Here is a 22788-nt window from a genome sequence, read left to right as displayed (position 1 = left end):
TTAGGGGCAGGCAATCAGAATGGCTGACGGGGAAGTTTCTCTATCTATTGTGGTGTCGAACCACATCTCTGCGGCGTTCCACCAAAACTCAGTCCCCACCATCCGCGAGATTACCGTCGAGAACGGGACCGACCGCGATTTGGTCGATCTGGAGATCGAGGTCGCGTCGGAGCCCGAATTCGCGGCACCTCTAAAGGTCCGCATTGATCGCATCCCTCCGAAATCCACCCAACACGTCCGCAGCCCGAACCTTCCCCTGAGCATCGCCTTCCTGCGCAAGCTTACAGAGGCCGTTCAAGGCGAACTCCGGTTCACTCTCAAGGAAAAGGGAGCCGAGCTCGCAGCGGATGTGAAGTCCATCTACCTCCTCCCCCCGTCCCATTGGGGTGGCACAGGATCGGCTCCCGAGCTGCTGGCAGCCTTCGTCCGCCCGAACGACCCAGCCGTCGACGCGGTTCTGCGGGAGGCCGGGTTGAAGCTGGCGGCGGCGGGCAAGCCAAACGCCATCGACGGCTACACCTCCGGACGCCGTGACAGAGCCTGGGAGTTGGCGGCCGCGATCTGGTCCGTGCTGGCTGCCAAGCGGCTTACCTACGTCCTCCCTCCCAAGAGCTTCGAGAGGCAGGGACAGAAGGTTCGTTCGCCATCCGAAATCCTTGAGAAGCGGGTCGGCACTTGCCTCGACATTACCCTGCTCTACGCGGCTGCGCTCGAGCAGGCTGGCCTCAACCCGATGATCGTCCTCACCGAGGGGCACGCTTTTGTTGGAGTGTTCCTACGGCGGGAGGAGCTGCCGATGGCAGTCGTCGACGACGTTCAGACGCTTCGCAAGCGCCGGGACGCGGACGAATCCATCTTCATCGAGACAACCTACCTGACCCACACCCCTCCGGGACGCTTCGGCGACGCGGTTCGTAAGGGGGCTGCCCACATCGAGGAGGGTGCGGAGGCTCCACTCGAGGTTGCCGTCGACGTCTCCCGGGCGAGAACCGCGCAGATCCGCCCACTCGACCTCGGCGACGGCGCGGCCTCGGTCCCCGTTCCCGGGGCAGACGGCCCCGAACTCGACCTCGGCATCGAGGATGCCCCGACTTTCCCTGAGGATATCGTCGTCAGGGAGATCGAGGACCAGAACGTTGATCGGCTGGAGCGTTGGAAACGCAAGCTCCTCGACCTCACCCTTCGCAACAAGATGCTCAACTTCAAGGACGGCGCGAAGTCGGTCCGGATAGAATGCCCTGAGCCCCACACGCTGGAGGACGCCCTGTCCTCGGGCCGTCGCTTCAAGGTCCTGCCGAAATCGGACGTGCTCGGCGACGGCGATCTTCGCGATGCCAAGCTCCATGAAGAGCGGACGAACGCGGATGCCCGCCGCCAAGTGGCGATGGACGCAATCGCCCGTAATGAGCTCCATTCGACGCTTGAAGAGAAGGATCTTAACGCTCGGCTGACCGACCTCTACCGCGTGACCCGCACCGCCTTCGAGGAAGGCGGCTCGAACATCCTGTTCCTCGCGATGGGCTTCCTGCGCTGGCGGCAGGACGAGAAAGGCAAGGGGCAGGAACTCAAGGCTCCCCTCCTCCTCATACCTGTCTCCCTCGAGCGGTCGAGCGTGAGGGCCGGCTTCCGGCTCACCCTGCACGAGGATGAAATCCGCTTCAATCCGACGCTGCTGGAAATGCTCCGGCAGGACTTCAACCTGCGCATGGTTGAACTCGAGGGCGAGCTGCCGACTGACGGCTCGGGTGTCGACGTCGCCAAGGTTTGGAGCATCGTGCGCGCTCACGTCCGTGACGTGCGCGGCTGGGAGGTGACCCCTGAGGTCGTGCTGTCGACCTTCTCCTTCACCAAGTTCCTGATGTGGCGCGATCTCGTCGAGCGAATGCACCTGCTCAAGCAGAACTCCGTCGTCCGCCACCTCGTTGACACGCCGAAGCACTCGTACGGTGACGACCGCCCCTTCCCCTCCCCATATAGGCTCGACTACGAGCGTCATCCCTCGGAGGTGTTCGCGCCCCTATCGGCGGACTCGTCCCAGCTCGCGGCGGTGTTCGCAGCGGCGGGCGGCAAGGACTTTGTCCTGCACGGCCCACCGGGTACGGGTAAGAGCCAGACGATCACGAATATGATCTCCCAGTTGCTCGCGATGGGCCGAAAGGTGCTGTTCGTCTCTCAGAAGACGGCTGCGCTCGAGGTGGTCCGCCGCCGCTTGGTGGACATTGAACTGGGGGACTACTGCCTTGAGGTGCATTCCTCAAAGGCACAGAAGTCAGCAATTCTCGAGCAACTCAAGACGTCGTGGCATTCACGCTCGGCGCCGGATGCGCACGAGTGGAAGGAAGCAACCGAGGAACTGAGCGAACTGAGGGGCGAGTTGAATGCCCTCGTCGCGGCCCTTCACACGCGCCGCTCCAACGGCTTGTCCGCGTACCAGACGTTCGGGGTCGTGGTAGCTCATCGCGGCCGCTTCGAGGACGTGGTTTTCGACTGGCCGGACGCAGCGCACGACGAGCCGTTTCTCGTCAACCTTCGTAAAACATGTCGCGACCTGTCCACCGCACTCCGCGCGGCTGGCGATCCCTCTGAACATCCGCTGCGCGGAATTCGGGCACTGGAGTGGAGCCCTGGATGGCGCACCGAACTGACCGCCGCCCTCGATGCGCTTACGCGGGCTTTAGCCCCCCTCAGGGATGCGACCCATAGGATTGGTGACGCCATCGCCCTTCCCAGAGCAGGCTCCTATACGGCGATGCGGGCCGTCGCCTTGCTGACTGCCCTTCTCACCCGCCCAGAGGCGCGAAAGGCGGCCCGCTGCATTGCCGCCGACCAAGCGGCGGTTCGCTCCGCCATCGAGGATCTGCAATCCCTGAAGACGAAGGCTGCCGAGATCCAAGGCGCCCTGTCCGGCGCGTACAGCGCAACCGTGTTCAAGGAGGATCTCCGCGCGTTCCTCGCGGACTGGCGTACCGCATCGGAATCGAATTTCCTGTTTCGGGGCAGTCGTCAGAACAAGGTGCGGCAGGCCTTACAGCCCTTTGCCACCTCCCAGGTCCCGACGGACCTCGGCGTGGAGCTTGTGAAGATGCTCGACCTGAAGGAGGTGCGCGCTTCGGCGGAGCGGCTCAGGGATACCTTCGTGGCGGTTGGTGCGTCGTGGGAGGGCATCGATACCGACTCAGCCGAGGTCGAAGGCTGGCTCGAGTGGGCAGTGCATGCACGGAAGGTATCCTCGCTGGCGGCCGACGCGTTGGGCCTTGACCGCTCTCAAACGCTAGAACACGTGCGTGGGCTGCTTGCTGACCACACCCTGTGGGAACCAGGTGGCGCAGGCGCCGAGGCGGCTGGATCCTTCCTGTCTGCTTGGGAGGCGGCTACGTCCGCACTCACTGCCATTGCCCGGCTTGCGAGCCTCGGCGAAGGTCCGGTTCCCTTTGCGGAAGGGCCGGACTGGATCGAAGAGACGGTCGCCATTGCGGCGCGCTGGAAAGCGAACCTCGCCCGAGCGCAGGAATGGTGCTTTTGGAACAAGTCCGGCAGCCAGGCTACTGAGCTCGGGCTCGGTCCGTTGGTCGTCGCCATCGGCAGGGGCACCGTCGGTCCCGAGGAGGTAGCCACCGCGTTCGAGGCAGCCTATGCCCGGTGGTGGGCGGACCGCATTGTGGATGGCGACGCAGTTCTGCGCTCGTTCGTCCCTGCCAGGCACGAGGACGCGATCACGCGCTTCCAGGCGGCAGACGAACGGGTCGTCGAGCTGTCGAAGCGCATCATCAAGGCACATCTTTCCGGCGACATCCCACTCCCGAACGCCTTTGGGGCGGATGCCGAGTGGGGGACCCTGGCCCGCGAGATCTCGAAGCGCGCAAGGCACATGCCCGTGCGCCGCCTATTCTCCGAGATACCGAGCGTGCTCACGAAACTGACGCCTTGCGTGATGATGAGCCCGCTCTCCATCGCCCAATACCTGCCGCCCGACGCATCCCCCTTTGACGTGGTCATCTTCGACGAGGCATCGCAGATCCCCGTCTGGGACGCCATCGGGGCCATCGCCCGCGGCAAGCAGGTGATCATCGTAGGCGATCCCGAGCAGTTGCCGCCGACGAGCGTCGGCGAGCGCGGCGTCGATGAGATCGAGGATGGTACGGATGTCGAGGACCAAGAGAGTATCCTCGATGAGTGTCTCGCTGCGAACATCCCGCAGATCCGGCTCGACTGGCACTACCGAAGCAAGCACGAGAGCCTGATCGCGTTCTCGAACAAGCACTATTACCGCGGCGAGCTGGTGACCTTTCCGTCCCCGCTCACGGCGGACCAAGCCGTCCGTTACGTCCACGTGCCGGGGGGCGTGTACGAGCGCGGCAAGGGCCGTGTGAACCAGGAAGAGGCAAAGGCCGTTGTTGCCGATGTGGTCCGGCGACTGAAGGCACCCTCCTTCCGAGAGTGGAAGCAGTCGCTTGGCGTGGTCACCTTCAACGCCGAGCAACAGCGCCTCGTGGAAAATCTCCTCGACCAGGAGCGTCGCGCGTATCCTGAGCTGGAGGACTTTTTCGACCGGACTCGCTGGCACGAACCCGTGTTCATCAAGAACCTGGAGAACGTGCAGGGCGACGAACGTGACGTCATCCTATTCACCGTTGCGGTGGCGCCTGACCAAGCCGGTCGGGGCGTGGCCACCATCAGCTCCCTCAACAAGGAGGGCGGCTACAGGCGCCTGAACGTGGCGATCACCCGCGCCCGACAAGAGATGGTGGTCTTCGCCACGCTCAGGCCCGACCAGATCGACCTCAGCCGCACGAACGCCCGCGCCATCAGGGACTTCAAGCACTTCCTGGAATTTGCGGAGCGTGGTCCCAGAGCGATGGCCGAGGCCTTCGCCCCGACCGGACGCGACACCGAATCCCCGTTCGAGGATGCCGTGAAGAAGGCCCTTGAGAACCGGGGGTGGGAGGTTCACACACAAATCGGCGTCTCCAGGTTCCGCGTGGATCTCGCAGTCGTGCACCCGGACGCGCCGGGCCGCTATCTCGCAGGGATCGAATGCGACGGAGCGACCTACCATCGGTCAGCCACAGCCCGCGACCGGGACAGGCTGCGGGAGCACATCCTCAACAAGCTTGGATGGCGCATCCGCCGGGTCTGGAGCACGGAATGGTGGATGGATGCCGAGCGGGCCTTCGACACGCTCCACATGAAGCTCGTGGCCGATCTCGAGAATGACCGTAGCGCACCTGCGGCGGAAGAGCCGATCCTGGCCAGCCAGTCGTCATCCGAAGGCGATGCCGCGCCTGCACCTGACGTCGAGTCCATCGACGCCGAGCCAGCAGCAAGGGACTCTGGGCTCGATGCGGCTCCTCCGGCGGCCGACCAAGCGAAGCCGCCCACCCCGGATCAGGACAACGAGGCTCCAGAGGAACAGCGCATATACGCCCGCCGCGCAGCAGAGCCCAGCGGCACCATCGTCATCCCGGCCCAGCAGGGCATCTACATTCCAGCGCAGGTGGCCGACAGCGGTCAGACTCCTGACGCAGGCCGTTTCTACGATCCTGCCTACCGCCCGAAGCTCAGGGAGATGGTGCAGCACGTGATCCGCACCGAGGGGCCGATCTTCGATGACGTACTGGTCCAGCGGTTGGCCCGCGCGCACGGCTTCCAGCGCGCGGCGGGAAAGATCCGCGAAATCGTGCTAGGGGTGATTCCCCATGATATCGGCCGCACCGACGAGGACGGACGCATCGTGTTCTGGCCCGAAGAGGCCGATCCCGGGCGCCCCTTCCCCCTTCGACAGTCGGATCCGAATGTTCGGACGCATGGCGACATCCCCATTCATGAGTTGGCCAGCCTCGCTGCGAGCCTCGCGGCCAATGGGGATGATGAAGAAACCGTCGTTCGCCTCATGGCGGAGAAGTTCGGGCTGTCACGGATCAAGCACGGAACGCGCGGTCGGTTCGAGGCAGCTCTGACGCTTGCGAAGAGGCAAGGTGAACTCACTGCCACCGCTGAAGGGTGAGACGGTAGGAGTTCGTTGCGACTTCATCCAAGAACGCACGGTCCGAGCAGGGAGTGCAGCAACGCTTTCTCGGCCGTTTGTCCCCGGGTCTTGAAGTCTGACCCAAACCCGGGGGTATCCTGACTCGAATCGGCGAAAAGCCTGACTCTTCAATCCTTGCAGCCTTGGGTTGTGTGCGGACTGACGGGCCAGGGCGCACCCGCCAAGGATCGGAAAAAGGCCCGCTTCCCTGACGGAGGCGGGCCTTCTCTCGTTCGGACGTCCTCCGAGTCCCGGATCTCGAGTCCTTTGGGCAGGTCCGGGCCGCTCTTTCTCATCGAAGAAACGCGGAAATCACGAGGATTCCGAGGGCCAATCCTGCAAAGAATTCGATGCGTTTCACCGATGCCGCAATCCTGTCTGCGTGCTTCCTGATGACGTCCAGGCGCGCCAGGGACGGGTCGGGTGGGGCGTCCGCGGGGGTGTCGTCGGTCATATCGCTTGCAGCAGGTGCCGAGAGCCTCTTCTCGACGGCGACATCGTCGATCTGCGCGGTCGTCACACCGCCCGGGAATACTACGTCCTCGGGGTATCCGGGCGCCATTCCGGCCATCGCATACTGGAAGCAGGTCGGCGAGATCGCCACGCGGAGGATCGCCGGTGTCGGGCTGATCCAGAGGTGCCGGAACAGCGCGTCGAACTGATCCCGGGCGAGGATGACATCGACCTGCGCCAGCGGCGATTCGTCGTCGATCAGGCAATGCACGACGGCCCTCGCGGGCGTGCCGGACTGGACGCGTAGGCGGATTCTCTCGATGCGCCGGAGGTTCTCGCCCTCGAAGGCGTAGAGACGGTCCTCGCATGTGGCGGTGCCGTGGCCGCGGCGCCGGTGCTCGCGGAGAGCACGTCGAAGAAGGGCGCGGAGCCATCGCTACGAAGATACTCGGTGGCACCTATGATGCCGTGCAGATCCGCGCCCTCGTGCGTACGGACCTTACTGTCGAATGATGCCGTCGACCTCAGGGCGAGATCCGTCACCGTCAGGTGCAGCGTGGTGATCGTGCGGACGAGGTCTTCGGTCTTGCCCTTGTCCTTGTGCAGCAGGATTCGGCTCGCGCCGGACTTCTCGACCCTCTGGATGTCCCTCAGCATGTGTTTAGCCCCCCGGCCGATTCATAGCGGCTCTACGGTGATCTCGCCATACACCTGACGTCGATGACAGCGGCACAATGACGCCGCTCGAAAAGGCCGTCCAAGGCAGCAATACAAGGGTCCGCTCACGGCTCCTTTCCTGAAGTTTCTTCTATTTCCGAGAAGTGCCAGGAGGAGACGTTCCAAGTTCCTGACTGGGGCCACGACGGCACTCTTACGCTTAAACGGGAAGATCCGCTTGCTCGGCCGCTGGAAGAATGACCTCTCTGTACAGTTTTCGGTAGAGATCCGGTGACTGTGCCAGGGGTGCGTAAGCACTGTGAGACATGCGAAACCTCGGCGCCACATCAAGAGCCTGCCTCGCAGCCGCGCGGGCGGCCTCCAGGTCACCCAGAAGCGCGTAGGCCATGGCCGTTCCGGCATGGACGTTCGGTAGACTTGAAGGAAGCAGTTGAGCCTTGGCAAAACAATCGGCTGCTACCTCAATGTTCCCAAGAAGTAGCTGAGCTCGCCCGAGGACTGATAGGAAGACGCCAAATTGCGGACTGCGGGGATCTAGGCGCATGGCTTGCTCCACAGCCAACAAGCCTTCGTGTGGCCGCCCAAGCCAGATTAGAGCCATGGCCAAGCTCGTGTGCGCATTGGCAAGATTGTGGTCGAGTGCAACTGCTGCCTCACTCTCAAGAGCCATCCCCTTTGGGTCGCCATGCAAGCGATGGACAAGGGCTAATGCCAAGTGAGCGCGGGCACTGTCCGGGTCATGCATCAGACCGGCCCGGGCCACCTCAGCGGCCTCTTTCACCCGGTTCTGGCTGATTTCGGTTGAGGTCGAATGCTGCAATGGCAGTTCTTGCAGCAGAATGGACCAGGCCAGCCGTGCCAGCGCCTCGCTGTTGCCGGGATCGAAGGTAACCGCCTGCCGGAAAAACGCCTCCTGCCGCTGAACACTCTCCAGGGATTGGGGCCCGTATGAGGCTGCGATGCCGCGCATCAGGAAGTCAACGGCATCAGGGGCCATCCTGCGGACTTCGGCGTCCCGCAAGGCAGCGACTGTGATCTCGCGATCAAGCGAATTGGCAATCCGGCCGGTGATCTGGTCCTGAAGACCAAACAGGTCAGTACTGTCTCCGTCGAAGCGCTCGGACCAGATATGGGCGCCGGTTTGGCTGTCGAGCAGTTGCGCGTTCACTCGCAACCGTGACCCGCTCTTTTGGATGCTGCCCCTCAGTACGTAGCGCACCCCGAGATCGCGACTGACCTGCTGGAGATCAGTCTGTTGGTCCTGATACAGTCTGGCAGTTGATGGCGCGATCACGAAGGAGCGTCGGATACGGGAGAGATCCGTAGTGAGGGTCTCAGTCATGCCTTCAGCAAAGTGAGACTGATCCGCTGCGTCGGAGGCCGACATGAAGGGTAGCACTACGAGGGACAATCGGGGCGACAGTGCGCTGAATCCTCTGGCGTTTGAGCTGATCTGGGCCTCCACAGTCCCGATCTCACCAGCAGCCTCTTTCGGTAAGCCTGCGATTACGTCGGGAGAGATGCCAAAGACATGCACTGGGCGGGCGATGTTCTTAAGGTTCTGCTCGCCGAGATCGGCCCAGGATAAGTTGAACCTGTCCTGAAGTTGATCGCGCACCTCGCGGGTCAGACAGATCCCCCCGGGCTCGCTCAGGCGCTCCAGTCGGGCTGCCACATTAACGCCTTCACCAAACAGGTCGCCGTCCTGGACGATCACGTCCCCCAGGTTGATCCCGATCCGCAACAAGAGTGACGGTTGATCCGGACGCTCCGTATAGCGCGTGGCCACGCCCTGCTGGATGGCGATGGCGCAGGCCACCGTATCGACGACACTGGCAAACTCCACCAGCAAACCATCCCCGATAGTCTTGATGATCCGGCCATGGTGGCGGAGCACGGCGGGGTCAATGACAGACCTTCTAAGGTCGTCGATAGCCTGCAAGGTCGCTACATCATCCAAGCCGATCAGGCGGCTGTAGCCGACGATGTCTGTCATCATGATGGCTGCGAGCCGACGCTCGACGGGCCTCTGAGGCACGGCCATGCTCCCCGTCGTATGAGGATCTTATTGGCAAAGTGTATCATGGGGTACTTGCGGCTTATAAGGGAAAGGCTCGTCCTTAAATCTATCGTCGGAAGTGGCTCCAGAGCTTGGGTTTTTGTGTCGACCGCCACGGGATGCTGACAAAGACCACGTACATGCGCAGGGCCGCTTTGGGTCAAAGAGTCACGAACAGTAAATGAAATGAAGATCCGCTCATCGCCTCAGAAGCAGACCAAGGCGTCTCTTCCGATAAGTGCCAGTTTTGGACCTTCTGGGATTTTGGTTCGTGAATTGTGGAAGCGCCTTTATGCAAGGACTGTGTTGCACTTTGCTCATGCAGTGAGTTCGGTCGCAAAGATAATCGTGCCGTAGTCACCAATCCGCTGAAATCCAAGAGCCTCGTAGCAGCGTCGCGCGGCAGGGCTCTAGGTGAACAACACTGCCCGCGATACCCCCTCTTGCTCTGCTGCGTGGAGGGCACCTGCCACGACCCTTCGGGCATACCCGCGCCCGCGCCACCTCAATGCGGTCCAGACGCATCCAATCTGAACGATGTCAGAGACCCGTGCAGTGTGGGTACAGAGCGAGATAGGCATGCCATCGACCTCCAAGAGGAAGGCTTCCCTGGGCTCAACGTGCCCCCTCGATCGACCGGGGCATACCCCTCAGGCATGATGCTGGGAATCGTGGGTGAGGATCAAGTCCGCGGCCTTCTCGGCGATCATCATGGTTGCAGCATTCGTGTTGCCGCTCACGAGGGTCGGCATCACTGATGCGTCGACGACCCGAAGCGCCTCCAGACCATGGAGACGCAGCGCTGGATCCACAACGGCCATCTCGTCCGTGCCCATCCTGCACGTGCCGGATTGATGAAACGATGTCGAGGCTGTCCGGCGGATGTAGGCCGTGAGCCCTTCACGGTCGGCGACCGTGTCCCCCGGATGGACCTCCCGTGCCCCGACGCCGGAGAACGCAGGGGCAGCGGCGATCCTCCTCATCATCCGGAAGCTCTCGAGGGCCAAGTCCAGGTCATGCGGAGCACTCAGGTAGCGCGGATCGATCAGCGGCCGGTCCAGCGGGTTGGACGTCACTGCCCGCACCTCGCCGCGGCTGTCCGGGCGCGTCGGATAGGCGCTCAGCACGAACCCATGGCGGTCCGTGGCACACCCGTCCGGCATCTCGCTGCCGAACCCGATCGTGAAGATGAGCTGCGTGTCCGGGTAGTCCGTGAATGGGTCGCTGGAAAAGAACGCACCCGCCTCGAAGTAATTCGTGGCAAACGGTCCTGTCCCGTTCTCGAGGTACTCCTGCTGCGCGGCTGTCCGGGCATCCTGGGACAGGCCGAAGAGCGTCAGCGGCTCACTGATCTCGACCCGGATCTTGGAACTGAGGTGGTCCTGGAGGTTCTTGCCAACGCCAGGCAGGTGGTGCCTCAGTTCGATGCCGACCGCGCGAAGCTCATCCGCCGCACCCACTCCCGACAGCATGAGCAGATGCGGGGAGTTGACGGCGCCGCCGCAGAGGATCGTTTCGCACGCGGCATGGACCGTGTGGAGGCCCTCCGGGGTCAGATAGCTGACCCCTACGGCGCGCTCCTGCTCGATGAGGACCCGGGTGGCACGGGCGTGTGTGACGACGCACAGGTTCCGGTGCCCTTGCACGGGGCGGAGGTAGGCTGTTGCCGCACTACAGCGACCATCTGCGCCCAGGGTGACCGGATAGCGTCCATAGCCCTCCTGGCGGGCGCCGTTGAAGTCCTCGTTGAAGGGCAGGCCCGCTTCCGCGGCGGCCTGAAGGAATAGGCTCGTGAGCGGGTGCTCGACCGGAATGTCGGTGACCTGGATCGGGCCGTCCGTTCCGTGATGGCCGTCCCGGTGGCAGGCGTTGCGCTCGGACCGACGGAAATAGGGCAGGACATCGTCATACGACCAGCCGAAATTGCCAAGCTGGGCCCACTGATCGAAGTCGCCTTTGTTGCCGCGGACGTACACCAGGTAGTTCAGGGTGGAGGATCCCCCTAGCACCCTTCCGCGCGGGCAGAAGATCCGCCTGCCGTTGAGATGGGCCTGTGGAGCCGTGCGATAGGCCCAGTCGAGCGGCGTGTCCTGAAGCATGGCCGGGAGAGCGGGTATACGGATCAGCGGATCCTCATCGGGACCTCCGGCTTCCAAGAGGAGAACCGAGGCTCCTCCTGTCACCAGGCGATGAGCCAGCACGCATCCGGCGGAACCGGCTCCGACGATGACGTAGTCGTACATCGCGCACCCTCCGATCATGCTCCATGATATCGGATTTCCAATCCGCCTTCGCGCAATTGTCGAAGGGATGGTCATGCGTCATTCGGGAACGCCTGCGAGCCTGAGTCCGGCCATGAAAGTGTCCCGTCCTGCGGCGGGCATGTAAACCTGGCGGATGAAGTCGAGACTGAAGGCCGGATCGATCCCCAGGAGCCGCGCCATCGTGGCCCTCGCCTCCTCGATCCGGCCCAGGTGAGCGAGGCTGGACGCCAGAGGGCGGTAGCTGCCGGTCCATCGCGGCTGCTCCTGGACGGCCCTCTGTCCCCACTCCACGGCCTTCTCATGCTGCCCGGTCATGCAATAGGCAACCGCCAGGGCCGACTGGAACATGAAAATGTTCCGGTCGATGGGGCTGAGTCGCAGGGCCGCCTGGACCTGCGGGATCGCGATCTCCGGAAAGCCCGCGCAGCAGCGGCTCCAGGCACTGAAGCAATAGGCCGAGGCCGAGTTCGGGTTGAGGGCCAGGGAACGGTCGAGGAGCGCCAGCGCCGTGTCGTAGTCACGGGTCAGGAACCCGAGCGCGTGGCCCGCCATCCAGAGCACCGTGGGATCGTCGCGGTCGCATTCCAGGGCCGCGTGGGCCAGGCGCTCGCCTTCGGCGCGGTTGCGCTCCCGGTCGTCGGTCCAGCCCTGGGTGATGTAGTAGACGTGGCATTGGGCGCCGAGGGCGTAGGGCGGCCCGTAGTCGGGATCGAGCCTGATCGTCTCCTCGATCAGGCGCAACGTCGCCGCCGTGCCGTCCCGGCTGGCGAGATAGAACTGCGACAGGGCCCGCAGGAAGCGGTCATAGGCAGTGAGGCTATCCGGACGCTTCCGCCGCGCCCGCTCCATCTCGGCCACCCGCAGGCGCGGCTCGATGGCCCCGACCACGCTCTCGGTAATCCGGTCTTGGAACTCGAACACGTCCTCCATGGAACCCTCGTAGCGATCGGCCCAGAGATGGCTGCCCGTCTCGGCCTCGAGGAGCTGACCCGTGATCCGCAGGCGCTGACCCGCTCTCCGCACGCTGCCTTCCAGGACGTAGCGCACCCCGAGTTCACGCCCGACCTGCTTCACGTCGATGGCACGGCCCTTGAAGGTGAAGCTGGAGCTTCCGGCGATGACGAAGAACCAGCGCACCCTGGCGAGCGCCGTGATGATCTCGTCGGTGATGCCGTCCACCAGATACTCCTGCTCGGGATCGCCGCCGAGGTTCGCGAACGGCAGCACCGCCAGGGAGGGCTTGTCCGGCAGCGGCAGGAGCCGGAACGCGTGCGACGACGGCAGCGGGGGTGGCTGCTCCGGGGCTGCGGGTCCGACGAGATAGGCCCGGATCGGCTCCTCGATGCTCTTGACCGCCTGCGGCCCGAGATCGGCATAGGTCAGCGGCAGCGCCTTGTGCACATAGTCGTAGGCCGTGCCCGAGATGCACACCCCGCCGGGCTCGGCGAGCGACTGGAGCCGGGCGCCGATGTTGACCGCATCGCCGAGGACGTCGCCGTTCCGGACCACCACGTCACCGAGGTGCACGCCGATGCGGAACCGCAGGCGGCGGGACTCGGGCGTGTCCCCGTCCGTCGCGTTCAACCGATCCTGGACGGCCACGGCGCATTGCACCGCATCGACGACGCTGGGGAACTCGGCCACGACGCTGTCGCCTGCGGTGTTGGCGATGCGGCCGCCGTACTCGCCGATCGTCCGGTCCATGATCTCGCGATGCGCGGCGAGCATCCGGAGCGTGCCGCTCTCGTCGGCACCCGTCAGGCGGGCATAACCTGCCACGTCCGCCGTGAGGATCGCGGCCAGCCGCCGTGCGAGGCGCGGCTCCTGCGGAGGCATGTGTTCCTCCAAGCTGTCATCGCGACTAGGATGGTACGCGCGACGGGGATTCGCGTCGAGCGTCTCAGCAGCCGGGGAGGTTCCGATGGGCTGGGCTGGATCAGGGGCTCTGGTCGCATGGCACGACGTCGATGAGGGGCGCGAGGCCGAGTACCTCGACTGGCACTCCCATGAGCACATGCAGGAGCGGCTTGCGATCCCCGGCTTCGTGGAAGCGCGGCGGTACTCCGTCGCGGGATCCGGGCCGGCCTTCCTGATCCTGTACGCGGTCGTCGACCCCGATGTCTTCAAATCGGAGGCGTACCTGGAGCGCCTGAACAATCCCTCTGAATGGACCGGCGGATGATGCCCGCGCTGCGGAACATGAACCGGAGCCTCTGCCGGGTGGAAGCATCGTGGGGCTTCGGCATCGGCCGCTGGCTCCAGAGCCTCCGGTTCTCGCCGGACCCCGGACGCGAGGCGGGCCTACGGGATTTCCTGACAGGCGAGGTGCGGTCGCACGCGATGCAACCAGGTCTGTGCGCCGCCCATCTGCTGATCGCGGACCGGGACAGGGGCAAGACGCCGACCCAGGAGGCGGTCCTGCGCGGGGGGCAGGACACGGTCGCTGACTGGGTGCTCCTGATCGAAGGCTATGACCAAGCGGCGGTGTTCCAGGACCGAACGGCCCTGCTGCGGCAGAACGGGGCCGGTCCGGACATCGCTGCCGATCTTTACGCGCTGGACCACGCCAGACTGGCTCAATGAGCGCCTGGCGGTGTTGACAGCCCCGCGTGCGAACCCCGTCACGTGAACAGGCGGCCGGGCGACAATCAAGCAGGCAAGTCGGCCTTGCGGTAGCCATCAACGAAGTGCTCGCGGATCGCGTCGTCCCGGAACGGCTGCGTCGCCGCCCAGTAGCCGATCGTGAAATGCGGATTGCTCACCATGAACAGTTCCGCCTCCTGGCGTGCCTCCTCGATCTTCCCGAGTTGCGCCAGGCTTGCCGCCAGGATGCGGCGCGAGCCGGTCCGGTACGTCGACGGCTGGCGCAGGGTCTCGACCGCCGCTTCATGCTGGCGCGCGGCATACTGCGCATAGCCAAGCTCCCAGTAATACCAGCCCGGCGGATGCGGGTTCAGGCGCAGTGCCCTCTTCACCCTCTCGATTCCCTCCGTCGGGCGGCCATGGAATGTTCCCATCTCGCCCTGCATCGCCCAGGCATCCGCTTGGTTGGCATCGAGGGCGAACGCCGCCTCATAGGCCGCGTCCGATTCCGGCCAGCGCCGCTCGAAGGCGAGCACATGCCCGAGAACCCAGCGGTTGCCGGCATCGTTCGGATCAAGCGCCACCGCCCGCTCTGCCAATTCCACCGACTTGGGGCGATTCGGTTCCATCGGCTCGCCCCAATGCGCCCAGCCCGTCCAGAGGTTGAACGCCAGCCAGCGATGCGCCTCCGCGTAGTCGGGATCAAGGGCAATGGCGCGCTGGAGCAGGAGACTGGCCTCACGGGCGACCTCAGGGGTCTTGCCGATCAGCGCCCGCCCGCGCACGCACAGATCGTAGGCGTCCAGGCTGGCCGGCCGGTTTCGGGCCGGGGCCGGCACCAGGCGACCGACCAGGGCCTCGACGATCCGGCCGGTGACCTCGTCCTGGACCTTGAAGATGTCTTCAAGGCCGCGATCAAACCGCTCGGCCCACAGGTGCTCGCCGTTCAGTGCGTCGACCAACTGGACATTGATCCGCACCCGTCCGGCAGCCCGGCGCGTGCTTCCCTCGAGAAGATAGCGGACCCCAAGGTCCCTGGCGACTTGGCGCCCATCGACCGGGCAGCCCTTGTAGGCAAAGGCCGAGTGGCGCGCGATGACGAACAGCCCGGCCCGCCGCGAGAGATCTGTGATGAGATCCTCGGTCAGCCCGTCGGCAAAGCTCTCCTGCTCCGGCTCCTGGCCGATGTTGGCAAAGGGCAAGACAGCAATCGAGGGCTTCTCGGGGAGCGGCTGTGCATGGGCCCTCGCCGTTGGATCGGAAACCATGCGGTAGACCCGGACCAGCCGCGCGATGTTCTTGAGACGCTGCTCGCCCACGAACTCGAAGCCGCAATCCAGCTTGCCTTGCAGGTGGTCGTAAGCGGTTCCGGAGATCATCACTCCGCCAGGGGCGCAAAGCTGCTCGAGGCGCGCCGCGATGTTAACCCCGTCGCCGAGCAGATCGTCGCCCTCGACCACCACGTCGCCGAGGTTGACTCCGACCCGGAACACGATGCGGCGGTCCGGGTGCGTCCCGGCCTGGTCGGCAGCCAGCTTCCGCTGCAAGGCCGCCGCACAGGCGATGGCATCGACCACCGAGCCGAACTCGGCCAGGATGCCGTCGCCCATCAGCTTGACGGTCCGTCCGCGATGCTCGACGAGAAGCGGGTTCCAGACCGTATCCCGCAAATCCCTCATGGCCGTGAGCGTGCCAAGCTCGTCCGCCTCGATCAGTCCAGAGTAGCCGACCACGTCGGCAGCCATGATGGCCGACAGTCGCCGCTCAACCTGGGACGGGCTCATCTTATCCCCTGCTGTTGCGTGCCCTGATGATCGGGTGGCCCCATGCCGGAGCGGCAAGGGCTGATTGCCGAGCATGCTGTCCAAGAGCCCTCGGCGCGCTGTGTCTCAGCACGGCAGGTCCGGAAGTGGGAATCCGGCAACAGGGCATCGCTATCGCATGACCCATCGATGTCATCCTCGCATCGCCCATGGGACGCCTCCGGGCTCACCGTAATGCAACCCCGAACCTAGGTCCTGTCACAATGCCTGATCGGTCCCGTCACAGGGGCTGATAGGACGGCCGTACTTCGCAGATGCCGCAAACCACCATTCACGCATCTGCTGTCCATGCCCTCCGCCACGAACCGAGCGCTCCCTTGAGTTAGGGCCTGGGGTCAGGAGAGCCTCACATCCGTCACCAGCATGCGCCCCGGCTTATGGACGACGTGAGGAATGCCCGCCCGGCGCAGGGCGGCATTGGCCGTGACCCCGCAGGCCCAAAACACCGGGACTTCGTCATCACGGATCGTCACGGGATCGCCGTAGTCGGGCTGGGACAGGTCGGTGATCCCGATCGCATCGCAGTCGCGCCCGACATGGACCGGGGCTCCATGCGCTCCCGGCAGGGATCCGGTGACCTTCCGGGCGATCTCGACCTGGTCGGCCCGAAGGGGTCGCATCGTCACCACCATCGGCGCGTTGAAAAGGGTGGTGTGCGCGGTCGGGATGTTGGTGTCGTACATGGACACGGTCCGGCCCTGCTCGATGTTGCGGATCGGGACGCCCGCATCCATCAGCACCCCCTCGAAGCCGAAGGAACAGCCGAGAGCGAAGGTGACGGAATCATAGCGCCAGAAATCGATGACGTCCCCGACCTGGTGCCAGCGCTCGCCGTCGAAGACCTCGTAGGCCGGCACGTCGGTGCGGATGTCGATGTCATCGCCAAGATCCGGCAGCATCGGGGAGTCGTAGACCCCGAGCAGCGGCAACGGTTGGGGGTTCAACAGGCAGAAGGTTCTGAACTCGGCCTGGTACTGCCTCGGGAGGATGGCGATGTTGGCTTGCGCGAACCCGGCACAATGGCCGGATGTCGTCCGGGTGAAGTCGCCAGTCCGAGCCGCGCGCCGGAGTTCGGCCGGATCCGTGAAACGCTGTGACAGGGTAGCGGCCTCGATCATGGTAAAAGCCTCCGTCGCTGCGTTGCCGGAGACGACACCGAACGGTCTTGAGCCTGGCTCCTAGACGAGCCAATCGAACCGAGACGCCACGAAGATGTCCTCGAAGCCATTGCCGTCGCCCGGCACGAGGTCAGATGCCGCGCTGGAAAAGGCCACATGCCTGCCATTGGCCGAGATCGCGGAGACGCCGCTTTCGCCGTCTCCGACGTCGCCGTCGAGGTTTCGGGAAAGAAGCGTGGTCGTATCCTTCTTCCGGTCATGAACGAAGATGTCCAGGGCGTTGTTGCCGTCGCCCGGCGCGAAGTTCGTGGCCGCGCTGGAAAAGGTCACGTAGCGGCCATCGTCCGATATCGAGCCAAATAGGCTGTCGAGCTCTCCCTCCTCGCCATTGCTGGCAACGGAGACCCGTTCGGTGGTCCCCAGCTTCCGGTCATGGACGAAAACGTCGAAGACATCGTTGCCGTCGTCCGGGACAAGATCAGAGGCAAGGCTGTAAAAGGCCACGTAACGGCCGTTGGCCGAAATCCCGGAGGCAACGCTGTCAAGATTGCCCACTCTGCCTTCGGGGGTTGTCGAAACGAGCTCGGTGGTCCCATTTTTCCGGTCGAAGACGAAGACGTCGAAGCCGTTGTTGTTGTCGTCGATCCCGTCGACGAGGTCCGTGGCGAGGCTGCTATAGGTCACGAAGCGGCCATCGGAGGAGATGAAGGCCTGGGAGCTGTCGCCGTTTCCCGCGCCGCCGGCCGCTGACGCCGAGACGAGCTCCGTGGTTCCGGTATGCCGATCGTGCAGGAAGACATCGGTTGCGCCATTGCCGTCGCCTGGCACGAGGTTGGAGGCATTGCTCTCGTAGACCACGTAACGGCCATTGGCGGAAATCTTGGGGAGGAAGCTTTCGTCATTTGCCGCGCTGCCGTCGCTGGCCACGGAAATGATCTCGGTGGTATCGGTCTTGCGGTCATAGACAAAGACGTCCGCATCGGTGCCGTTCCCATCGTCCGGGACGAGGTTCGAGGACCGGCTGTAGTACGCCACGAAGCGGCCATTGTCCGAAATGGAAGGTACGCTGCCGCCGAGGTTGCCCTCGTCCCCAGCGTTGTTCACGGAGACGATCTCGGTGGTGTTCGTCCGCCTGTCATGGACGAAGACGTCGTCCGTATTGTTGTCGTCATCCGGCACGAGGTCGGGGGCGTTGCTTGTAAAGGCGACATAGCGGCCATCGCCCGAAATATCGGGCGAGGAGCTGCCGCCGATTCCTTCGCTGCCGTCGGTGGACACGGAGACGCGCTCGATTGCGAAATGCTTTCTCGGCATGGCACCGATCCTTTCGGATTGAGTTCACGAACGTTGTTACGCGTGGGAACGCGACGAAAGCCTTGTCGTGACCGTCATCTGTTGCCGCCGTCCGGCCGGACCGTCACCCTGGGGAACTAAACCGCGTCTATTTTGGGAACCGTAGTTCTTCCTCCTTGGGGTCGAGCTGATCCTTGACCCAGAGGCGATCGGCCAGGGCGCATGGATCCGTGTTGATGCGGGTTTCGAAAGCGGCGACGCGTCGGGTGAGATCTTCAGGGCTGCTGTGGCAGTGGTGATAGGTGACGTCCTCGCGCAGCCAGCGCCAGAGCGCCTCCACCGGCATCAGGTCAGGGCTGTAGCCGGGTAAGGGCACAAGCGCGATGTTCAGATCGGAGGCCTCCACCCGGACCGCCTGGGCGCGATGGTAGGGCGCTCCATCCCACAGCAGAATGATCTTGCGGTCGGACACCTCGGCCCGCAGCCGACGCAGCACCTCGATCGTGTGCTCTCCGTTGGCGCGGGCATAGGGCCACAGCCGGACCTCGCCCTCGTTGTAGAGATAGAGACCATAGAACGACACCTTGGCCGAGAGCCCGGGCGAGCAGGAGGCCACCCACAGCCGCTCGCCGCGGGCGCACCAGCCATAACCAAGATCGGTGTCTTGGTGAAGGTGAGCCTCATCAAGATAGACTAAAGCGCTTTTGGGATCAGTGTAGGGCATAGCCGGCATGCCTGATCCAGCCTCGGGCATCCTTTGCGGTGATGGTGTCGAGGGCGGGTTTGAGTTCCGCTTCCAAAGCTTCAAGAGTGCGAGGCGCTTTCGCCTTGAGCCGCTCTTTCATCTTGGCCCAGGCGGGCTCGATCGGGTTGAACTCCGGGGAATAGCGCGGCAGGTACAAAAGCCCGATCCCGGCCTGCGCGAGCAGGTCTCGCACTTCTGTGGCCCGATGCGGGCGCAGGTTGTCCAACACCAGAATGGCATCCGGCTTGGTGCGTTTGAGGGCCGGTACCAGGATTTGCTCGAGATAGGCCAAAAGCACGGAGGTCGAGGTCGAGGCCTCGATGCTCATCGTAGCGACCAGGCCCTCACAGGCGAGTGCGCCCAAGACCGTCAGCCGCTGCCACGAGCCGAGCGGGATGGAGCCATAGGCGCGTTGCCCACGTGGCGCTCGCGCATGAGTGCGGGCCATCTTGGTCGTCACTCCGCTCTCATCGAGGAACACCAGGCGTTCCACGGGAAGCTCGCTCATCTGCTGGCGATAGGCCTCGCGCTCGGCGGCAATCTCGGGCCGCTCCTGCTCGGCCGCCCGAAGGGTCTTTTTTTCGGACGCAGCTTGAGCCGCTTGAGCGCCTCGCAGATCACCGCCAGACACACCGTCACGCCCGTTCGCTCGGCCAGGCGCTCGCGGTACTCGCGCAGCAGCGCGTCATTGTCTTCGGCCACGAGCTGACGCAGCACCTCCAGAGCTGCTGCATCCAGGCGCGAGGGCACGCCGCCGCTGTGCGGCTTGGGACAGCGTCGGCCCTCCTCGCGCTCTTGGCGGCGCCAGTTCGAGACGGTGGCGGGGCAGACCTGGAAGCGGCGGGCAATCTCAACCTGAGGAAGGTCGCCACGCGCACAGGCGACAAGAACACGCTCACGCAGATCAGGAGAATAGGGCTGGGGCATGGTTTGCCTCCCGGGCCATATCCCAGTCAACGCACAGACCACCCGAAGCGATTCAAGTCCAGATCAAAAGCGCTTTAGGAGGTGGCGGTCGCGTTGGGCGCCGGCCAGCAGGTCCGGGAGGCGATCGATGAAAGCCCGTCGTTGCTCCGGATCCGCGCGGCCGAGCAGCTTTTTGGCCTTCTTCCACGACAGCGCGAGGCGGTGCAGGGCCGCCCGGATGGTCTCGCGACAGACGCTGAGACCAAAGCGCTCGCGCACGAACGCCACCAGGCGCTTGAGGGTGAAGCGAGGCGGCGGATCGGCGCCGTCTACGGGCGGCGCGGCCGCCGCACCCTGGGCCGCGCGCACGACCTCGCCGAGACTGGCGGCGGTTCGGGCACAAAGGGGGGACGGCCGCCGGTGCGGCCATAGGCCAGGGCCGCGGGGCCCTGTGTGTGGTAGGCATGCAGCCAACCCATCACGGTCTGCGGGTGGCGCCCGGTGCGTGCCGCCACCTGGGTGGCGCAGCTTCCTTGAGCCATGTCGTAGAGGGCGAGCGCGCGCTCGCGGGTGCGCGCATGAGGTGCGTTCAGCGCCAGCCGCCGCAGGTCATCCGGTGTTTGACCCCAGCGTGCACAATCAACCCGTAGCATGACGCCACCCATATCTGAGGAAAGTGCCTCAGATGGGAACGCCCGCCGCTAATCCAAGCCCAAAACCATGGTTCTCAAACTGGATGCGGTTTAGATGCGGTTTAGGATGGCCAAGCCCGTCAGCAAGATCATGGGAGAGGACAGCCTTCCCCGATCTGCCCGATCCTTCTTTCAGCGCGGTCTTGCGAGGTATCGCGCATGCTATGGAGTTAGCGGATTGCAGGGTCTGTCTTGGCGGCTACTGAACCGCCGGATGCCACCGCCCGATCTCGAAAGAGGTAAGGGACCTCGGGTTGACAAGCTTGGTCATGTTTCTAATTTGTTCTGATCATGACCCAGTTATCCGCACATGCCGCCAATACCGGACAGCGCCTCCCGCGCACCGTGGTCGTGCGTCCCGCCTGCATATACTCCATACGCTGATCCTCACTGAACACGCCCTGGTCGGTTCACGCGACGGCCGCCGCCGTTCGCCCTGGGACGAGCGTATCCATGCACATCATTTCCGCTTCCGCCATCGTCGCCGACGATGCTGACCTGCTGACCCGCATCCGGGAAAGCGCGTCATTCCTCACCTTCGGCCCGCGCGGCACCGTCTGCTGTCAGGGATTGCCACTGTTCCGGACGCAGGCGGCGCGTGATCTCGCCTGCCTGCTCGACGTCGACCCCGCTTCCCTAACGGAGGCGGGCCTTCTCTCGTTCGGACGTCCTCCGAGTCCCGGATCTCGAGTCCTTTGGGCAGGTCCGGGCCGCTCTTTCTCATCGAAGAAACGCGGAAATCACGAGGATTCCGAGGGCCAATCCTGCAAAGAATTCGATGCGTTTCACCGATGCCGCAATCTTGTCTGCGTGCTTCCTGATGACGTCGAGGCGCGCCAGGGACGGGTCGGGTGGGGCGTCCGCGGGGGTGTCGTCGGTCATATCGCTTGCAGCAGGTGCCGAGAGCCTCTTCTCGACGGTGACATCGTCGATCTGCGCGGTCGTCACACCGCCCGGGAATACTACGTCCTCGGGGTATCCGGGCGCCATTCCGGCCATCGCATACTGGAAGCAGGTCGGCGAGATCGCCACGCGGAGGATCGCCGGTGTCGGGCTGATCCAGAGGTGCCGGAACAGCGCGTCGAACTGATCCTGGGCGAGGATGATATCGACCTGCGCCAGCGGCGATTCGTCGTCGATCAGGCAATGCACGACGGCCCTCGCGGGCGTGCCGGACTGGACGCGCAGGCGGATTCTCTCGGCATTCGGCAGCAAAGACCACCAAGCAGCAGATAAGCGCCTAGACGGACAGGATATTTCCCGTTTGCGAGTGCAGAGATTTTCACCGAATGCAAACGGGACTTTGACCGCGGATGGCGGTAGGATGGCTTACTCGCACGTCAGCGCAGGGGGAACGCCGTGTCCCATGTCGGTGCTTCCAGGTCGATGCCACGGCAGGCGGCCGTTCTCGCAATCCTTGTCCAGTCGGTGGTGTGCTGCGGTGCCCGCGCCCAGGAGATGGTGGTGCGGCAGGAATCGATCCCTGACAGCGTATGGGCCGAGATGCAGGGAAAGTCCTGGCACGAGGGAATTGGATGCCCATCACGGGCCGAACTCGTGCTGCTTACGGTGCCGTATCACGACTTCCAGGGACAATCCCAGCTCGGGCATCTGATCGTGGCCGAGAAAGCCGCCGCGGACGTGGCCGCTGCCTTCAAGGAGATATACGACAGCAACTCGTTCCGCATCGAGCGCATGGAGCTCATCGACACGTACGGGGCGACGACGATCAGTCGATGGCGGCCAACAACACCAATGCGTTCAACTGCCGCCCCGTGAGTGCCGGGTTGAAGCCGATCGCTCACATGCAGGGGATCGCGGTCGACATCAACCCCGTGCAGAACCCGTATGCCCCTGGGGATCCGAGGAGCCCGATGAGCGTGACCAAACCGGAGGCGGGCAGACCGTACAATCACCCAGCGAACCGTTCGGGCAACGTGACCGGGATCATCGTTCCAAGGAGCGTGGTGACCGAGGCCTTCAAGAAACGCCAATGGCGCTGGGGCGGCGATAGGTCTGAGATCGCGGACTACAAGCACTTCTCGCAGAATGGGAAATGACCGGCATTCGGCAGAATTCCCTACAATAACGACTTGAATTAGCGGAGCATGGGTCGCATCGAGTGTCTTGGACCGACTGCTCAGGCCTA

Annotated in this window: 20 protein-coding genes; 5 read left to right on the top strand and 15 right to left on the bottom strand. The window is 64.2% G+C overall.

The features are described 5' to 3' along the window. Positions 1–19 precede the first annotated feature (19 nt). Complete coding sequence (locus tag BB934_RS26465) at positions 20–6004, top strand: DUF3320 domain-containing protein (RefSeq protein WP_099512335.1); 5985 nt, start codon at positions 20–22, stop codon at positions 6002–6004. Positions 6005–6317: 313 nt separating this feature from the next. Here BB934_RS26465 and BB934_RS26460 read toward each other — a convergent pair whose 3' ends face one another. The 6 genes from BB934_RS26460 to BB934_RS26440 form a co-directional block, all read right to left on the bottom strand. Next, entirely contained in the window at positions 6318–6749 is a 432-nt protein-coding gene (locus BB934_RS26460; RefSeq protein ID WP_099512334.1) for a hypothetical protein, read from the bottom strand. Beyond that, positions 6737–7135: a hypothetical protein gene (locus BB934_RS26455; RefSeq protein ID WP_099512333.1), complete on the bottom strand. Its 399-nt coding sequence runs from the start codon at positions 7133–7135 to the stop codon at positions 6737–6739. The genes BB934_RS26460 and BB934_RS26455 overlap by 13 nt, the downstream gene beginning before the upstream one ends. Positions 7136–7355: 220 nt before the next feature. After that, entirely contained in the window at positions 7356–9155 is a 1800-nt protein-coding gene (locus BB934_RS26450) for an adenylate/guanylate cyclase domain-containing protein (RefSeq protein WP_157934328.1), read from the bottom strand. Positions 9156–9625: 470 nt separating this feature from the next. Next, complete coding sequence (locus BB934_RS51010) at positions 9626–9796, bottom strand: GNAT family N-acetyltransferase (RefSeq protein WP_418294723.1); 171 nt, start codon at positions 9794–9796, stop codon at positions 9626–9628. Between the two features lie 69 nt (positions 9797–9865). After that, positions 9866–11458, bottom strand: coding sequence for a GMC family oxidoreductase (locus tag BB934_RS26445; RefSeq protein ID WP_210422121.1), 1593 nt, complete (start codon positions 11456–11458; stop codon positions 9866–9868). Positions 11459–11536: 78 nt separating this feature from the next. After that, positions 11537–13315 (bottom strand): adenylate/guanylate cyclase domain-containing protein, encoded by a 1779-nt coding sequence (locus BB934_RS26440; RefSeq protein ID WP_157934327.1) that lies wholly within the window; start codon positions 13313–13315, stop codon positions 11537–11539. 85 nt (positions 13316–13400) lie between these two features. On the opposite strand from BB934_RS26440, the gene BB934_RS47365 reads away from it, so the two are divergent. Further along, complete coding sequence (locus BB934_RS47365) at positions 13401–13661, top strand: DUF4286 family protein (RefSeq protein WP_157934326.1); 261 nt, start codon at positions 13401–13403, stop codon at positions 13659–13661. Beyond that, positions 13658–14062, top strand: coding sequence for a hypothetical protein (locus tag BB934_RS26435; RefSeq protein ID WP_157934325.1), 405 nt, complete (start codon positions 13658–13660; stop codon positions 14060–14062). The genes BB934_RS47365 and BB934_RS26435 overlap by 4 nt, the downstream gene beginning before the upstream one ends. A gap of 65 nt (positions 14063–14127) precedes the next feature. Here BB934_RS26435 and BB934_RS26430 read toward each other — a convergent pair whose 3' ends face one another. The 9 genes from BB934_RS26430 to BB934_RS26390 form a co-directional block, all read right to left on the bottom strand. Beyond that, the gene (locus BB934_RS26430; protein ID WP_099512328.1) at positions 14128–15846 is read right to left on the bottom strand and encodes an adenylate/guanylate cyclase domain-containing protein; all 1719 of its coding nucleotides are present in this window, start codon (positions 15844–15846) and stop codon (positions 14128–14130) included. A 374-nt stretch (positions 15847–16220) separates the two neighbouring features. Further along, positions 16221–17003 (bottom strand): D-glutamate cyclase family protein, encoded by a 783-nt coding sequence (locus BB934_RS26425; RefSeq protein WP_099512327.1) that lies wholly within the window; start codon positions 17001–17003, stop codon positions 16221–16223. 60 nt (positions 17004–17063) lie between these two features. Further along, entirely contained in the window at positions 17064–18317 is a 1254-nt protein-coding gene (locus tag BB934_RS26420; RefSeq protein ID WP_099512326.1) for a TolB family protein, read from the bottom strand. Between the two features lie 127 nt (positions 18318–18444). Continuing rightward, positions 18445–19029 carry an IS630 family transposase gene (locus BB934_RS26415; protein WP_157934324.1) on the bottom strand — a complete coding sequence of 195 codons (585 nt, stop codon included), beginning with the start codon at positions 19027–19029 and terminating at the stop codon, positions 18445–18447. Then, a complete protein-coding gene (locus tag BB934_RS26410) occupies positions 19007–19582 on the bottom strand; it encodes an IS630 family transposase (RefSeq protein WP_237050334.1) in 576 nt (191 codons plus the stop codon). The genes BB934_RS26415 and BB934_RS26410 overlap by 23 nt, the downstream gene beginning before the upstream one ends. Continuing rightward, positions 19546–19968: a helix-turn-helix domain-containing protein gene (locus BB934_RS26405; protein ID WP_099510510.1), complete on the bottom strand. Its 423-nt coding sequence runs from the start codon at positions 19966–19968 to the stop codon at positions 19546–19548. Before BB934_RS26405 ends, BB934_RS26410 begins: the two co-directional genes overlap by 37 nt. 63 nt (positions 19969–20031) lie before the next feature. Next, positions 20032–20316 (bottom strand): helix-turn-helix domain-containing protein, encoded by a 285-nt coding sequence (locus BB934_RS26400; RefSeq protein WP_157934323.1) that lies wholly within the window; start codon positions 20314–20316, stop codon positions 20032–20034. Further along, entirely contained in the window at positions 20277–20489 is a 213-nt protein-coding gene (locus BB934_RS51005) for a helix-turn-helix domain-containing protein (RefSeq protein WP_418294754.1), read from the bottom strand. Before BB934_RS51005 ends, BB934_RS26400 begins: the two co-directional genes overlap by 40 nt. Positions 20490–21359: 870 nt before the next feature. Further along, positions 21360–21854 (bottom strand): hypothetical protein, encoded by a 495-nt coding sequence (locus BB934_RS26390; protein WP_157934322.1) that lies wholly within the window; start codon positions 21852–21854, stop codon positions 21360–21362. Between the two features lie 144 nt (positions 21855–21998). Between BB934_RS26390 and BB934_RS47360 the strand changes: the two genes are divergently transcribed. Together BB934_RS47360 and BB934_RS47355 are read left to right on the top strand one after the other, a co-directional pair. Continuing rightward, on the top strand, positions 21999–22418 hold the full coding sequence (locus BB934_RS47360; RefSeq protein ID WP_157934321.1) for a hypothetical protein: 420 nt from the start codon (positions 21999–22001) through the stop codon (positions 22416–22418). Beyond that, positions 22376–22699: a M15 family metallopeptidase gene (locus tag BB934_RS47355; protein ID WP_157934320.1), complete on the top strand. Its 324-nt coding sequence runs from the start codon at positions 22376–22378 to the stop codon at positions 22697–22699. The genes BB934_RS47360 and BB934_RS47355 overlap by 43 nt, the downstream gene beginning before the upstream one ends. Positions 22700–22788 lie beyond the last annotated feature (89 nt).

Origin of the sequence: Microvirga ossetica, assembly GCF_002741015.1 — a bacterium.
Classification (GTDB): domain Bacteria; phylum Pseudomonadota; class Alphaproteobacteria; order Rhizobiales; family Beijerinckiaceae; genus Microvirga; species Microvirga ossetica.
The sequence above is the reverse complement of the archived record's forward strand: the minus strand, read 5'-3'. Positions and strand labels throughout refer to the sequence as shown.

Bases quoted from the DNA above. Each gene is read 5' to 3' on its own strand.
- BB934_RS51010 (WP_418294723.1), bottom strand. From the start codon at position 9,796: ATGCCTATCTCGCTCTGTACCCACACTGCACGGGTCTCTGACATCGTT.
- BB934_RS26435 (WP_157934325.1), top strand. From the start codon at position 13,658: ATGATGCCCGCGCTGCGGAACATGAACCGGAGCCTCTGCCGGGTGGAA.
- BB934_RS26445 (WP_210422121.1), bottom strand. From the start codon at position 11,458: ATGTACGACTACGTCATCGTCGGAGCCGGTTCCGCCGGATGCGTGCTG.
- BB934_RS47355 (WP_157934320.1), top strand. From the start codon at position 22,376: ATGGCGGCCAACAACACCAATGCGTTCAACTGCCGCCCCGTGAGTGCC.
- BB934_RS26450 (WP_157934328.1), bottom strand. From the start codon at position 9,155: ATGATGACAGACATCGTCGGCTACAGCCGCCTGATCGGCTTGGATGAT.
- BB934_RS26440 (WP_157934327.1), bottom strand. From the start codon at position 13,315: ATGCCTCCGCAGGAGCCGCGCCTCGCACGGCGGCTGGCCGCGATCCTC.
- BB934_RS26430 (WP_099512328.1), bottom strand. From the start codon at position 15,846: ATGAGCCCGTCCCAGGTTGAGCGGCGACTGTCGGCCATCATGGCTGCC.
- BB934_RS26425 (WP_099512327.1), bottom strand. From the start codon at position 17,003: ATGATCGAGGCCGCTACCCTGTCACAGCGTTTCACGGATCCGGCCGAA.
- BB934_RS51005 (WP_418294754.1), bottom strand. From the start codon at position 20,489: ATGGCTCAAGGAAGCTGCGCCACCCAGGTGGCGGCACGCACCGGGCGC.
- BB934_RS26455 (WP_099512333.1), bottom strand. From the start codon at position 7,135: ATGCTGAGGGACATCCAGAGGGTCGAGAAGTCCGGCGCGAGCCGAATC.
- BB934_RS26420 (WP_099512326.1), bottom strand. From the start codon at position 18,317: ATGCCGAGAAAGCATTTCGCAATCGAGCGCGTCTCCGTGTCCACCGAC.
- BB934_RS47365 (WP_157934326.1), top strand. From the start codon at position 13,401: ATGGGCTGGGCTGGATCAGGGGCTCTGGTCGCATGGCACGACGTCGAT.
- BB934_RS26405 (WP_099510510.1), bottom strand. From the start codon at position 19,968: ATGCCCCAGCCCTATTCTCCTGATCTGCGTGAGCGTGTTCTTGTCGCC.
- BB934_RS26465 (WP_099512335.1), top strand. From the start codon at position 20: ATGGCTGACGGGGAAGTTTCTCTATCTATTGTGGTGTCGAACCACATC.
- BB934_RS26415 (WP_157934324.1), bottom strand. From the start codon at position 19,029: ATGCCGGCTATGCCCTACACTGATCCCAAAAGCGCTTTAGTCTATCTT.